General features: G+C 70.2%; 12 protein-coding genes. 2 read left to right on the forward strand and 10 right to left on the reverse strand.

The features are described from left to right. Complete coding sequence (locus H7X46_RS18155) at positions 1-774, reverse strand: SDR family NAD(P)-dependent oxidoreductase (RefSeq protein ID WP_186360535.1); 774 nt, start codon at positions 772-774, stop codon at positions 1-3. 121 nt (positions 775-895) lie between these two features. Between H7X46_RS18155 and H7X46_RS18160 the strand changes: the two genes are divergently transcribed. Beyond that, entirely contained in the window at positions 896-2,908 is a 2,013-nt protein-coding gene (locus H7X46_RS18160; protein ID WP_186360536.1) for a helix-turn-helix domain-containing protein, read from the forward strand. Positions 2,909-2,920: 12 nt separating this feature from the next. Here the strand turns inward: H7X46_RS18160 and H7X46_RS18165 are convergent, their stop codons facing one another. Together H7X46_RS18165 and H7X46_RS18170 are read right to left on the reverse strand one after the other, a co-directional pair. Further along, complete coding sequence (locus tag H7X46_RS18165; RefSeq protein ID WP_186360537.1) at positions 2,921-3,625, reverse strand: TetR/AcrR family transcriptional regulator; 705 nt, start codon at positions 3,623-3,625, stop codon at positions 2,921-2,923. A 156-nt stretch (positions 3,626-3,781) separates the two neighbouring features. Further along, positions 3,782-4,903: a CaiB/BaiF CoA-transferase family protein gene (locus H7X46_RS18170; protein ID WP_186360538.1), complete on the reverse strand. Its 1,122-nt coding sequence runs from the start codon at positions 4,901-4,903 to the stop codon at positions 3,782-3,784. Positions 4,904-5,045: 142 nt separating this feature from the next. On the opposite strand from H7X46_RS18170, the gene H7X46_RS18175 reads away from it, so the two are divergent. Continuing rightward, positions 5,046-6,296: a TetR/AcrR family transcriptional regulator gene (locus tag H7X46_RS18175; protein ID WP_186360539.1), complete on the forward strand. Its 1,251-nt coding sequence runs from the start codon at positions 5,046-5,048 to the stop codon at positions 6,294-6,296. On the opposite strand, the gene H7X46_RS18180 is transcribed toward H7X46_RS18175, so the two are convergent. Genes H7X46_RS18180 through H7X46_RS18210 form a run of 7 tightly spaced genes read right to left on the reverse strand, consistent with a single transcriptional unit; the run spans position 6,244 to position 13,212 of the window. After that, on the reverse strand, positions 6,244-7,800 hold the full coding sequence (locus tag H7X46_RS18180; RefSeq protein ID WP_186360540.1) for an AMP-binding protein: 1,557 nt from the start codon (positions 7,798-7,800) through the stop codon (positions 6,244-6,246). The genes H7X46_RS18175 and H7X46_RS18180 overlap by 53 nt on opposite strands. Next, positions 7,790-8,638 carry an enoyl-CoA hydratase/isomerase family protein gene (locus H7X46_RS18185; protein WP_186360541.1) on the reverse strand — a complete coding sequence of 283 codons (849 nt, stop codon included), beginning with the start codon at positions 8,636-8,638 and terminating at the stop codon, positions 7,790-7,792. The genes H7X46_RS18180 and H7X46_RS18185 overlap by 11 nt, the downstream gene beginning before the upstream one ends. A 52-nt stretch (positions 8,639-8,690) precedes the next feature. Beyond that, positions 8,691-10,253 carry a long-chain fatty acid--CoA ligase gene (locus tag H7X46_RS18190; protein WP_186360542.1) on the reverse strand — a complete coding sequence of 521 codons (1,563 nt, stop codon included), beginning with the start codon at positions 10,251-10,253 and terminating at the stop codon, positions 8,691-8,693. A 15-nt stretch (positions 10,254-10,268) separates the two neighbouring features. Next, positions 10,269-11,390, reverse strand: a complete 1,122-nt coding sequence (locus tag H7X46_RS18195; RefSeq protein WP_186362748.1) for an acyl-CoA dehydrogenase family protein — start codon at positions 11,388-11,390, stop codon at positions 10,269-10,271. Positions 11,391-11,416: 26 nt separating this feature from the next. Then, entirely contained in the window at positions 11,417-11,848 is a 432-nt protein-coding gene (locus H7X46_RS18200) for a MaoC/PaaZ C-terminal domain-containing protein (RefSeq protein WP_186360543.1), read from the reverse strand. Continuing rightward, positions 11,848-12,282 (reverse strand): MaoC family dehydratase N-terminal domain-containing protein, encoded by a 435-nt coding sequence (locus H7X46_RS18205; protein WP_370588837.1) that lies wholly within the window; start codon positions 12,280-12,282, stop codon positions 11,848-11,850. Before H7X46_RS18205 ends, H7X46_RS18200 begins: the two co-directional genes overlap by 1 nt. A gap of 30 nt (positions 12,283-12,312) precedes the next feature. After that, entirely contained in the window at positions 12,313-13,212 is a 900-nt protein-coding gene (locus H7X46_RS18210) for an SDR family oxidoreductase (protein ID WP_186360545.1), read from the reverse strand. Between the last annotated feature and the right edge of the window lie 395 nt (positions 13,213-13,607).

Below are 13,607 nucleotides of genomic sequence, written 5' to 3' on the forward strand. Positions count from 1 at the left end.
TCACGGAGCGGCGTATCCGCCGTCCACCACGAGTGCCGATCCGGTCGTCCATCGGGAGTCCGGTCCGGCGAGGTACGAGAACGCTCCGACGAGGTCCTGCGGTGTGCCGACGCCGAGCGGGTGCCGGGCGGTCAGCCCGGGCCGGGCGGCGTCGGGGATGTCCGCGCTCATGGCGGACTCGAACATCCCGGGACAGACGCAGTTGACCCGGATCCGCTCCGTGGCGTACTCGACCGCCGCCACCTTGGTCAGCTGGACCACGGCCGCCTTCGCCGCGCAGTACGGCGCCGCGTACGGCCAGGCCGTCAGTCCGGCCACCGACGCGGTGTTGATGATCGAACCGCCGCCGTCCTGACCGCGCATCACGCGCACCGCCGAGGTCGTTCCGTGGACGGCCCCCAGGAACGTGACCTCGAGCTGCCGGCTCCACTCCTCCGGTGCCAGGTTGTGGATGCGGCCGTTGGACGAGAGCACCGCCGCATTGTTGATCATGACATCGAGGCGGCCGAACCGGTCGACCGCGCCGGAGACCGCGGCATCGACCGCCTCCGGGTCGGCGACATCGGCCACCCGGGTGACGGTCCGGCCACCGACGTGCTCGAGCGTCGCCGCGGTCCGTTCGAGCCGCTCGGCCGACAGGTCGCAGAGGACCAGATCGGTGGGCGCCTCCCCCGCCAGGCGCTGCGCCACCGCCGTGCCGAGCGCACCGGCCGCCCCGGTGATCACCACGACGCGCGGGCGGCCGTCCAGGGCGGCCTTGCTGCTGGTCGGCATACCTGACTCCCCTCGGGAGGACGGGACGTGGCCCTTCACGCCGCTGTCCCTTCTCCGGAGTTTCTTGTACCGTTCGTTCTGCAAAACTAGCGTCCGTGGGCGCCCCGGTCGAGGTGATGGTGTGGGACGCGACGAGGAGGCGATGGTGCCGGACCCGATCGACGCCACGGAACCGTCGCGCGCGGGTCACGGCTCGCTGCTGCTCGACGGCGCCTCGGCCGGAACCCCGGTGGGTGGCACCGTGTGCGCCCACGCCGTCGTGGCACTGCTCGATCTCCTCGACGAGGAGCGGGTGACGGGCCCGGACGACCTCACCGCGCTCCTGGACGGTGCGGGCGTCGACCGCGAGACGCGGGACGCGATCGAACGCCGGGTGCAGCGGCTCCAGGCCCACCTCAGCCGCGCCGGCCGCCGTCGCGACGAACTTGCGGCCCTGTTCGCGTGCAGCCGGGAGCTCGCCGAGCAGCGCGACGTCGAGGCGCTGCTCCGGAGCCTCGTGCACCGGGCGAACGACCTGCTCGGAGCAGACCTGACCTGGCTCGCGGAGTTCGACCCCGCGACCGGCGAGCTGGAGGTGCGGACGGCGTGCGGAGCGGTCTCCGCGCAGCTGGAAGGCGTCCGGGTACCGGCCGGGGAAGGCATGGCCGGTTTCGTCGCCACCCGGCGCAGACCGCACTGCTCCACCCGCTACCACGTCGATCCCGGCTTCACCCACGACCTGGGTGCCGACTCTGCGCTCCTGGCGGAAGGCGTCGTGTCCGCACTCGCGGTACCTCTCGTCGCCGGGGACGACGTCATCGGGACGCTGTTCGTCGCCACCCGGACCGAGACGCAGTTCCACCCGGACCAGATCGGGTTGCTGACCGCGTTCGCCGACCACGGCGCGGTCATCCTCCAGGGCGCGCGCCTGCTGGAACAGGCACGCACGCTCGCCGAGGCCGCCGACGACAGCCGCGACCGCCTGGCGCAGCACGTCGACGAGATGGAGCGGGCGCACCACGACCACGCCGAGCTGACCGAGTGCGTCCTGCGGGGCGAGAGCACGATCCGGGTCGCGGTCACCCTCGCCCGCGCGATGCAGCGCGAGGTCATCGTCCTCGACGAGTTCGGAGCGCCGATCGCGCAGTCGTCCGATCGACTCCCCGTGGACGGCTGCTGGCGCCACCCGGACGTCGCCGGGGCGATCGCCGAGAGCCGCCGGACGGCACGCTTCGTGTCCACCTCCTGCCCGGGAGTCGCGGGGGTGGTGGCCGTCGTCGCCGGGCCGGCGTCGCTGGGCGCGCTCCTGGTGGCACGCAGCGCCACGAGGCCGTCCGCCCGCGAGCAGAAGACGTTGGAGGACGCGGCACGGATCGTCGCGCTGCTCCGGCTCAAGCAGGACGCGCTGGCGGACGCCGAGGACCGCGTGCGCGGGGAGCTGCTGGGTGACCTCGTCGAACCCGGATCCCGGACCACCGACGAGATGCGGGCGCGCGCCCGCGGACTCGACCTCGACGCGCTGAGGCGGATCTTCGTCCTGTCCGTGGGCGACCACCGGCGGGACGCCGTGCGCGCGCTCGCGCGCATGACACCGCGGCCGGTGTTGTCGGCCGAGCACGCCGGCGTCGTCGTCGCCATCTTCGCCGAGTCGCGCTCGGTGGACGCCGATCGTGTCCGCAACCAGGTGCGCCCGCGCATCGGGAGCCCGACCCTGGTCGTCGAAGGGCCCTCCCTGTCGTCCTGCGACGACGTCCCGGGGAGCTACCGGGAAGCGCGACGCTGCCTGTCGCTGCTGCCTGCACTCGGCATCCGCGACCGGGCGGTGACCACGGCGCCCTACAGCCTGTACCTGCGCCTGTTCGAGCCGGAGGCCCGGGACATCGACGACTTCGTGAGGGCGGTGATCGGGCCGGTCCTCGACAGCGACGCCGAGCGCGGGACCGACCTTCTGAACACGGTGAGCGCGTTCGCCGAGTGCAACGCCAGCACCGCACGGGCCGCGCGAGCGCTGCACCTGCACCCCAACACGGTGGTGCAGCGGCTGGACCGCATCACCAAGCTGCTGGGGTCCCGCTGGCGCGAACCGGACGAATTCTTCCGCATCCAGGTGGCCGTTCGGCTCCACGCCCTGCGCCGGCACGCGACCACCTGCTGACTCCGGGCGACCTCACGCGGGAGCGGCGGCGCCCGAGAGATCCGGCGTGAAATCCAGTTCCGGATGCTCACTCCGGAACCGTCCAACCTGAGCCTCGATCCCCGACGGATCGAAATCGGCGCTCGCGAACCCACGGAACAGCGTGCCGCAGTACTCGGCCGCGAGATGGGCGACCGGCCACTTCTCGTCGCCCGGACGCGCCCATTGGTAGGTGTGGTTGTGCAGGTTGAGGAACTGCAACATCCCGAGCTGCAGGTCCATCGGCCGGAACTGGCCTTCACCGACCGCGGCCGCGAGCAGATCGATCACGATCGCCTCGAACTCGTGACGTTGCGCCACGACCACCTCACGATTCCTCGCCGACAGCTGCCGGTAGTCGTGCTCGTACACCCAGATGTGGTCGAGACGCTGGAAGATGATGTCGAGCAGCACCTCCGACAGCAGGCGGAGCCGCACCGCCGGCGACGCCGGCGCCTCGACGATCCGCCGCGCGACGGCAAGAAGCGGCCCGAGCACGGCAGCCTGGATCTCGACGAGCAGGTTCTCCTTGGAGCCGATGTAGTAGTACAGGGCTCCGCGCGCGAGACCGACCGCCCGGCAGATGTCGGTGATGCCGGTGGCCGCGTACCCGCGACGCGCGAACAGGGACGCCGATATGGAGATGATCTCCTGACGGCGCGGCTCGAATCCGCTTCCGTGACCCGGTGGCCGGGGCATTGCTCCCTCCCGGCTCGTCGAGTGGACGTCGCTCCCGCGGATCGAGTTTACGCACGACGGGCGACGCCACGGGCACCGCGTGTCCGCCGTGGGCGGCGGGGCGGCACGCCGACGCCGGGCCCTCACGAGATCCCGTCGTTCATCACCGCTCCGGATTCACCGATCGAGCAGCTGATCCACCTCGCCCTCGGTGAAACCGCAGTCCGCCAGCACGTCACGGGTGGCCGAACCGACGGGACGGGTGTCACCCGGCTCGTCGACGGGTGAGGACCGGAAGCGCGGCGCCGGCATCGGATGGATGCTGTCACCCGCGACGTGGAAGGTGCGGCGACACACGTTGTGCGGGTGAACCGCCGCCTCACGCATCGACAGGACCGGTGTCACGCACGCCTGCGAGCCGGCGAAGTGGGTCTCCCAGTCCGCACGTGACCTGGTCAGGAAGATCGCTTCCAGCCGGGCCGCGATCCGCGGCCACCGGGCGCGCTCCTCGCGCCTGTCGAAGTCCGGGTCGGAATCCGTGCCGAGCAGACGGCGGAACTCGGCCCAGAACTGCGGTTCCACGCAGCCCACCGCGACGTGCGCGCCGTCCGCACAGCGGTAGGTGCGGTACCAGGGGGCGCCGCCGTCGAGGAGGTTGGACGCGCGCTCGTCCTGCCAGACGCCCTCGTTCAGCAGGCCCAGCGTCATGGCGTTGAGCAGCGCTGCGCCGTCGACCATCGCGCAGTCGATCACGTCGCCGCACCCGGTGCGACGGGCCTGAAGGATACCGCTGAGCACACCCAGAGCGAGCAGCATCCCGCCGCCACCGAAGTCACCCACGAGGTTGAGTGGCGGTACCGGCCCGCTGTCGGCGGTGCCGATCGTGTGCAGCACCCCGGACAGGGCGATGTAGTTGATGTCGTGTCCGGGCGTCCGGGCTTCGGGACCGCTGTTGCCGAAGCCGGTCATCCGCCCGTGGACCAGCGCCGGATCGGACGTCCTCAGGTCCGCCGGGCCCAGGCCGAGGCGCTCGACGACGCCGGGCCGGAAGCCCTCGACGACGGCGTCGCAGGTTGCGGCGATCCTGCGCGCCGCATCGCGTCCGGCCGGGGACTTCAGGTCGAGCACGACCGACCTGCGACCCCGATGGAGCACGGTGTGGACCTTCTGCTCGGGCCGGTCGACACGGATGACGTCGGCCCCCAGATCCGACAGGAGCATCCCGCAGAAGGGGGTCGGCCCGATACCACCGAGTTCGAGAATCCGTGTCCCGGTCAGGGGGCCGTGTGATCGGGTCATCAGAGGAAAACACTCCGTCTCGCGTTCACGGGCGCCGGGTGACGGCCGCCGCAGGAATCCTGATATCATCTACACAAGTCAATGATCGTTAACTTTGGTGTGCCGAAGCAGGCGCTCGCCGAGTCGGCGGGTGGAGGTTCCGATGACGACAGCTCCGCAGGTGAGAGATCTGACGGACAGGGAGCTCGAAATCCTGTCGGTGACTGCGAACCTGTTCCGCCACCGTGGGTACGCGGGAGTCGGAATCGACGACATCGGTGAGGCACTCGGTGTCACCGGACCGGCACTCTACCGCTACTTCCCCACCAAGCAGTCGTTGCTCGGGGCCATCGTCGAGGACTTCGTCCACTCGGTCGAGAAGGAACGTGGGATACAGGCCGCCAGGGTGGGGACCGAGCACGGCGCACATGTGGTCGAGGCCGCCTTGACCGTCGGGTTCGCGAAGGCGGACGCCCTCCTCGTCTATCTCCGTCAGTTGCGCCGGCTCGACGAACCGATGCGCACCGAGATGCGGGTACGGGCCCGGAGGCTCGAGGAGGGCTGGGACGCGACGCTCTCCCGCCGAGGTGGCGATCACGCACGATCCGATCACGGGGTGCGGACACACGCGATCGGTGGCGCGATCGCCCATCTGTCGCTCACTAAGCACCTCACATCGACCGCTCGGCGCGCCATGGCACGCGACGTCGTCGACGCGATCCTCGAGACGGATCTCGGCGACGGCCCCGCGGGACCTGACCCCGTCGGGCACGGCGACGGCCCGCCACTCATCGCCAAGAATCGGCGTGAAGCAATTCTGCAGGTGGCGACGCGCCTCTTCCGCGAGCGCGGATACAATGGTGTCTCCCTGCGGGAGATCGGCCAGGAGGTCGGAATCGGTCCGTCCGCTGTCAGTCGCCAGTTCGACAGCAAGGACAGGATCCTCGCAGTGGCGTTCGACCGGGCCAGCGCACAGATCATGGGTGGCATCATTGCCGCGATCAATCGCTCCGCAACGGCGGAGGAGGCTGCCCTGAACACCATCCATACCTACGCTCGCACCGCGATGGAATGTCGTGACCTCATCGCGATCAGCGCGACCGAACGCCACTTCCTGCCGGACGCCGAGCAGCGCCGGAGGAGTCAGGGCGCGTACATCGTCGAGTTGGCGCACCTGCTCCGACAGGCGCATCGGGACACCGACGAGACGCGGTCCCGCGCCCGGGCGGGCTGTCTCTTCAGTGTGATCAACGAGGTGATCCTCGACGACCGACTCGTCCGGCGACCGGCCCTCCTTCACGAGCTCACCCGGCTCGGCGCGGCCATCGTCGGTCTCCCGGTGACACGACAGGGCACGGCCCTCATCCCGGGGTGTGCAGTTCGAGGAACCGGGTGCGGGCGACCGAGCGATTGACCTTTCCCGATTCCATCCGGGGGACCTCGTCGACGAAGTGGAGATACCGGGGGCGTTTGAAGGACGCGATGCTCGTCCGGAGATGGCGGTCGAGCTCCTCGTGAGCCTCCTGATCGGCGGCGCGCCCCCGCCAGGCGACGAGAGCGGACACGACGGCGCCCCATTCCTCGTCGGGCACACCGAACACGACCGCGTCCGTCACCGCAGGATGGCTGAGCAGCGCCGCCTCGACCTCTGCCGGATAGATGTTGACACCGCCGCTGAGGATGAGGTCTGCGCGCCGGTCCAGCACGAAGAGAAATCCCGCCTCGTCGACCCGGCCGATGTCGCCGAGCAGGCAGTAGCCGTCGACGACGGCCGCGGCCGTCTTCTCGGGGTCCCCCAGGTAGCAGAAGGCCGGCCCGCCCTTGATCGCAATTTGTCCTTCGGTCCCAGGTGGCAACGACTCTCCCGCCGAATCGACGATCTTGACGTCATACCCGGCTCGGGCCCGTCCCACCGTCCCCGGCGCCTCCAACCAGGTCCGGCTGTCGACGATCGTCGCGATGCCGGTCTCCGTGCCGCCGTAGAACTCCACGAACACCGACCCCCACCAGTCGAGCATGGCCCGCTTCGTGGCCACCGGGCAGCCGGCGCCGGAGTGGACGACCGTATCCAGGCGGGAGGGATCGAAGGCCGCTCTGGCGTCATCGGGTGCCCGCAGGAAGCGGTGGAACATCGTCGGGACCATGAACGTGTCGGTCACGCCATGGGTCGTCATCGTCGCGAGGACCGCTTCGGCGTCGAAGGGACGATGTGGCGTCAGGAGCACCTGGTGTCCACGGTGCAGCGCCTGGAGCATCATCGAGTTCGGACCGGAGTGGTAGAGCGGGGCGACGGCGTAGTGCACGCCCGCTCCGGGGCGCAGGCCGAGTTGCTCGCCCGTGGTCCGCAGCGCCTCGGCCACCACTTCGGGGGTGGCCCCGGGGAGCGGTTGGAGGATCCCTTTCGGCCGCCCCGTCGTGCCCGAACTGTAGAACAGCCGTGCTCCGGCAGTGCGGTCGTCCGGAGCGGAAGCGGGTTGCCGCGTCCACAGGGCCTCGAAGGACTCACGACCGAAGGCGGATGTCGTCGTCGAGAAGGCCCGTACGGTACCGGCGGGGGTCAACGCCTGCTCGGCGACCTCGACGAGATCGGGGCCGACCACCAGCACGCTCGCCGCCGAGTTCTCCAGCACGTAGGCGACCTCGCCCGGGGCGAGATGCCGGTTGATCGCCGTGAAGTAGAGGCCGATCTGGCTCGCGGCGAGCTGGAGCCCGGTGAACTCCCAGGTGTTGGTCATCATGGCCGCGACACGATCGCCACGCACGACGCGGAGCTCCCGGAGGGCGTGGCAGATCTTGTTCACCCGCTCGGCCAGCTCGCCGTAGGTGAGCGCCACCCGACCGGCCTCGACCACGGCCGGCCGGTCGGGGTGCGAGCGAGCGCGGTCCCAGAAGTTCCACGGTTCCCGGTCAGCGGCCACGGCGCGCCCCGATCCCGGCAACGTAGTTCTCGACGGAGGCCCGGGCCCCCGGGGTGTGGAAGGCCGACGTCTGGGCAACCACCTCCGCCGCGACGCCCGCCGCGAAGTCCGTGGTGCTCGATAGGTGCGCGAGCCGCTTCGTCTCGGCGACCCCGAAGGAGGGCACCCCGGAGATCGAGGTCGCCAGGTCGAGCGCCTCACCGACCGGGTCCCCGACCAGCCGTGAGACGAGTCCCAGCCGCAGCGCCTCCCCCGCCGCCACCGCGCGGGTGGAGATCGAGATGTCCAGTGCCGCCGACGCACCGACGGTCTGCGGCAGCAACCAGCTGGCGCCGTAGTCGGGAACGAGCCCCATCCGGACGAAGGGGGCCTTGAAGAAGACGTCGAACGAGCCCAGTCGGATGTCGCAGGCCAGCGCCAGCCCCATGGCGCCGCCGACCACGCCGCCGGTGAGGGCACCGATGACCGGCTTGCGCATCTCACGCAGCGTCAATGACGCCCGGAAGCAGGAGGTGAATCGTTCCTCGAGTTGCCGGGCCGTCATCCGGGGCAGTGATCGGATCACGTCCACGTCACCTCCGGCGCTGAAGTGGCCGTGCTCACCGGAGATCACGACGGAGCGGACGGTATGGTCGTCGGCCAGTTCGCGGAAGAGGCCGGCCAAATGCCGTCCCGCATCCCGAGCCAGGGCGTTTCGTTTCCCCGGTCGGTTCAGTACGACCCAGGCGACGCCGGGTGCCGGTCGGCGGATCTCGATGCCCGCGCCCGTATCGGGGCGCGGGTCGCCATCGGGGAGGGCCTCGTCCCGGATTCCGTCAGTCATGCGTCCCCCTCCCACAGGTCGGTGCCCGTCCCCCGGCGGCAGTTCGACGTACGGCAGGTGGCGATGCTCATCGTGCTGTCGCCGGCGGAGCCGGGGCGGCCCGGAGCTGCTCCCGGATGGTCCGCTTGAGGATCTTGCCCACGGGCGAGCGGGGCAGGTCGTCGACCATCTCGATCGAACGCGGTGCCTTGTAGCGGGCGATGCGCTCGGCCACGAACTCGCGAACCTCCTCGAGCTCCGGTGAGTGTCCGGGCCGGCTGACGAGGACCGCATGGACCCGTTCCCCCCACGCCGGGTCGGGGACGCCGACGACGGCGCAGCTGTCGATTCCCGGGTGCTGGTGGAGGACGTTCTCGACCTCGACGCTGTAGACGTTCTCGCCGCCGGTCACGATCATGTCCTTCAGCCGGTCGACGACGTAGAGATAGCCGTGTTCGTCGAAGTACCCGACGTCGCCGGTGTGCATCCAGCCGTTCCGGAGTGCGTCCGCCGTCGCGTCCGGCTTGTTCCAGTAGCCGAGCATCATGTTGCCGCCCTTGACGACGATCTCGCCGACCGCGCCGGTGGGGAGCTCGGCGTCGTTCTCGTCGACGACCCTCACCTCGGCGTGCAGGGCAGCGCGACCGGCGGATCGCAACCGCTCCGGATGAGCCGGGTCCCGGTGGTCCTCGTCGCGGAGAACCGTCGCGACCGGGCCGAGCTCGGTCATGCCGTAACGCTGCGTCAGCCGGACCGCCGGCAACATGGCGATCGCCTTCTCCAGCACCGCCGTGCTGATCGGAGACGCGCCGTAGCCGAGCTGGGTCAGGCTCGTCAGGTCGGCGCCGGTCCGCTCGGCGTGGTCGAGCATGCGCTGGATCATGGTCGGGACCAGCGTCGTCGACGTGATGCGCTCCGTCTCGATCATCTCCACCAGTGCCTCGGGGGTGAACCGCGGCAACAGGTAGTGGGTCGATCCGAGCATGACCTGCTGGAACGCCGACCCCAGCGCGGCCAGGTGGTAGAGCGGGGCCGCGTGCAGGAACCTCTCGGAGCGGTTGGGCCCTCCGGCGCCGGCCAGCGCCCCGAGCATCGAGGTCTGCAGCTGGCCGCCGCTGAGCATGACGCCCTTCGGCTCACCGGTGGTGCCGCCGGTGTAGAGGAGGCCGACCATCCGCGTGCCCGGAACCCGCACGTCGTCGACGGGCGTTCCGGCACCGACGAGCTCCTCGTAGGACCGGAACCCGGCAGGCACCTCGCCCTCGCCGCAGTACACCAGCTCGCGCAGGCACGGCGACACCGCCTGCAGCGCACGCGCGTCCTCGACCCCGTCGCCGTCGACGACGACGACCTCGATGCCGGCGTCCGTGACCTGATACGCCATCTCCGCAGGGCTCCAGCGATTGTTGATCGGGGCGAAGACGTAGCCGCCCCAGGCGCAGGCCAGTGCGTACTCGATGTACTCGACGGAGTTCGCCGCGAGCATCCCGACGCGGTCGCCCTCGTCCAGGCCGAGCGCACCGAATGCCCCGGCCAGGCGCGCGACCCGGTCGGCGAGTTCACGGAAGGTGCGGCGCACGGAGCGGTCGACGACGGCGACGGCGTCCGGGTCGGTCTGCAGGCTCCGGTGGAGTCCTTGGGTCAGGTACATGCTGGTCCCCTCTGGTCACAGCGAGCGGGCGACGAGCTCCTTCTGGATCTCGTTCGTGCCGCCGTAGATCCGTTGCGCACGTGCGTCGGCCCAGAGCCGGGCGATCGGGTACTCCTCCATGTAGCCGTAGCCACCGAACAGCTGAAGGCACTGGTCGACGACCTTGTTCTGGGTGTCGGTGAGCCACCACTTGCACATGGCCGCGGTCGGGGTGTCGAGCCCTTCCGTCATGTGTCGCCGGATGCAGTCGTCCAGGAAGATCCGGCCGACCCGCGCCGACGTCGCGGCCTCGGCGAGCTGGAAGCGGGTGTTCTGCAGTGTGATCAGGGGGCTGCCGAAGGCCGTCCGCTCCTTGACGTAGTCGGTGGTGAGCCGGACGGCGAGTTCCATGGCCGCGACGGCGGTGATGCCGATGATCAGCCGCTCCTGCGGGAGCTGGCTCATCATGATCGTGAAGCCGGATCCCTCCGCACCGAGCAGGTTCGTGGCCGGGACCCGTGCGTTCTCGTAGAAGAGCTCCGAGGTGTCCGCACCGTGCTGTCCCACCTTGCGGAGCACCCTGCCGCGGACGAACCCGTCGGTCGCGGCGGCCTCCACCATGATCAGTGAGATGCCCTTGGCGCCCCGGTCCGGCTGCGTGACGCAAGCGGTGAGCACCAGGTCGGCGGTGGAACCGTTGGTGATGAAGGTCTTGGAGCCGTGGATCACGTAGCTGTCACCGTCGTGCACCGCGCGGGTCCGGATGGCCTTGAGATCGGTTCCGGCAGACGGCTCGGTCATGGCGATCGCCGCCACGAGCTCCCCGGTGGCCATCCGCGGAAGCCACCGGTGCTTCTGCTCCTCCGTGCCGAAGGCCAGGATGTAGTGGGCGACGATCCCGGAGTGGACGCTGTTGCCCCACGACCGGTCGCCCTGGGCCTGGTAGGCCTCCTGGATCGCGGCCTCGTGCAGGAAGGTCCCGCCACCGCCGCCGTACTCCTCCGGGATCGAGGCGCAGAGCAGGCCCAGCCGGCCGGCCCGCTGCCAGAACTCCCGGTCGACGAAGCGCTGCTCGCGCCACTTCTCCCCGTTCGCCGACGCCTCGGCCGCGAAGAAGTCACGGGCGACGCGGTAGAGGTCGGCGACGTCACCCGTCATCCAGTCCCCGGGCAGGTCCGACGGGCTCACGCGCGCTCCTCGGTCTCGACCACGGCGCTGCCGCGAAGGGTCACCGTCCCGTCCGCGAGCGTCGTGGTCACCTCGATCGTCGCCAGCTCGGTACCGGTGTCCTGGCTGACGTCCGTCACGACTCCGCGGAACATCGGAGCACCGTGGACCGGGGTGATCGCGACGAACCGCACGCCGAGGCTGCGGATGGTGCGGGGTCCGATCCACTCCTGCACGGCCCGGGCCAGGTAGGCCATCGACAGCATCCCGTGGGCGAACACGTCGTCGAGCCCCGCCGACCTCGCGACGTCGAGATCGATGTGGATCGGATTGTGGTCGTTCGACGCGCCGGCGAACAGGGCCAGCGTGGTTCGGCTGATCGGCTCCAGCTCCAGGACGCCGATCTCCGAGCCCACCGTGAAGGCGGGGCCGGTGGTGGTTGCCGTCATCAGCTCAGCTCCAACCGTCGCGCGACCAACGTGTTCTGCAGGGTCGCCACGCGCTCCCCGCCACGGGTGACCTCGGTTCGCCGCACCACGAACCGCAGGGCGCCGCCCTTGCGCTCGTAGTAGTCGACGACCTTCATCTCGAAGGTCAGCTCGTCGCCCGCGACCGCCGGCGAGTGGTAGGTGAAGTGCTGCTCCCCGTGGAGCACCTCGCGCTGGTCGATGCCGAGGTGGCGGAGCACGGCGGCCGGATCGGGCCGCATGAGCTCGAGGGTGAACAGGAAGGTCGGCGGCAGGAGCAGGTCCCGGTAGCCTGCGGCCCGGGCGGCCTCGACGTCGGTGTGGACGGGACTGGTCTCGCCGATCACCGTGGCGAACAACCGCAGCTGGCTGCGGTCCGCCGACGTGGTGAAGCCCGGCAGCTCGAGATCGGTCACGCTCTCCGGATTCACGTGCACCTCCGGCCGTCAGATCGAGGAACGCCAGGCGGGCGGACCGGCGGGAAGGTGTGCCAGCGCGTCGGCGAGCTCGGCCTCGGTCCACGCCCGGTCCATGTCGAACGCCTCCTGCTCGACCCATCCCTGCTGCCATCCGACATGGCCACCGGCGATGCTGAAGACCTGGCCGGAGACGTGGCACTTCTCCTCGGCCAGCCAGGAGACGAGCGGCGTGACGTTCGCGGGTGACCAGATGTCGAAGGTGCCGTCGGTCTCCTCGGCGATACGGTCACCGAGGCCGGGGGCGGCTTCGGTCAGGCGGGTCCGGGCCACCGGTGCGATGGCGTTGACCCGCACGCCGTAGCGCTCGAGCTCGCGGGCCGCGACGACCGACATGATCGCGATGCCGGCCTTGGCCGCCGCGTAGTTGAGCTGGCCCGGGTTACCGCGCAGCCCCGACCCCGACGATGTGTTGATCACCGAGGCGCGCACGTCCTTCCCGGCCTTGGACTCGCTGCGCCAGTAGCTCGCCGCATGCCGCAGGGGGCAGAAGTGCCCCTTGAGATGCACGTCCGTCACCGCGTCCCACTCGGCCTCGCTCATGTTGACGATCGTGCGGTCACGGAGGATGCCGGCGTTGTTGACGAGGACGTCGAGACCACCGAAGGTCTCGACCGCCAGTTCGACCATCTCCCTGGCCGAGTCCCAGCTCGAGACCGAGCCGATGTGCGCGACCGCGTTGCCGCCCTTCGCGACGATCTCCCCGACGACCTCGCGGGCTGGCGCGGTGTCGTCGCCCGCACCGTCGGGCCCGGCGCCGTTGTCGTTCACCACGACGTTGGCGCCCCGCTCGGCGAACCGGAGCGCATGCTCGCGGCCGAGGCCGCGGCCACCGCCGGTGATGATCACCGTCCTGCCTTCAAGTGTCACTGTCGTGCCCCTGTCGTCCCCGCACGTCGTTCTTCGGGTGCGGACTTGCTCGGATGTGACGGGGGCGAGCCTAGAGCGATATCTTCGCAAGAGTCAACTATCGTTAACTTCGGACGCTCCCCCGGGAGTGAACGGCGCGTCACGCCGGGTCCGGACGCGCGGCGTCCGGGGTTCGAGGCGCGGTCGCGCGACCGATCGCGCCTGCGGATTTCTCCGTTACCGCCCTCGGGCGATCACGCCGACCGGAATCCGACCCGTTGCGCCGGACTCCCTCGAGACGTCGACACCGGACGACGGGAGCCGTGGGCGCCGCCCAGCCGGTTCGTTAACGGATCAACCTCCTGACGAGGTGGTGGGTCTACCGCGTCGAGCAGGGGTTACATACTGGTAGATCC

Source organism: Pseudonocardia sp. C8 (assembly GCF_014267175.1).
GTDB lineage: Bacteria > Actinomycetota > Actinomycetes > Mycobacteriales > Pseudonocardiaceae > Pseudonocardia.

Coding starts and splice junctions, on each gene's coding strand:
- H7X46_RS18155 (WP_186360535.1), bottom strand. CDS start 774: ATGCCGACCAGCAGCAAGGCCGCCCTGGACGGCCGCCCGCGCGTCGTG.
- H7X46_RS18165 (WP_186360537.1), bottom strand. CDS start 3,625: ATGCCCCGGCCACCGGGTCACGGAAGCGGATTCGAGCCGCGCCGTCAG.
- H7X46_RS18170 (WP_186360538.1), bottom strand. CDS start 4,903: ATGACCCGATCACACGGCCCCCTGACCGGGACACGGATTCTCGAACTC.
- H7X46_RS18175 (WP_186360539.1), top strand. CDS start 5,046: ATGACGACAGCTCCGCAGGTGAGAGATCTGACGGACAGGGAGCTCGAA.
- H7X46_RS18190 (WP_186360542.1), bottom strand. CDS start 10,253: ATGTACCTGACCCAAGGACTCCACCGGAGCCTGCAGACCGACCCGGAC.
- H7X46_RS18195 (WP_186362748.1), bottom strand. CDS start 11,390: ATGACGGGTGACGTCGCCGACCTCTACCGCGTCGCCCGTGACTTCTTC.
- H7X46_RS18200 (WP_186360543.1), bottom strand. CDS start 11,848: ATGACGGCAACCACCACCGGCCCCGCCTTCACGGTGGGCTCGGAGATC.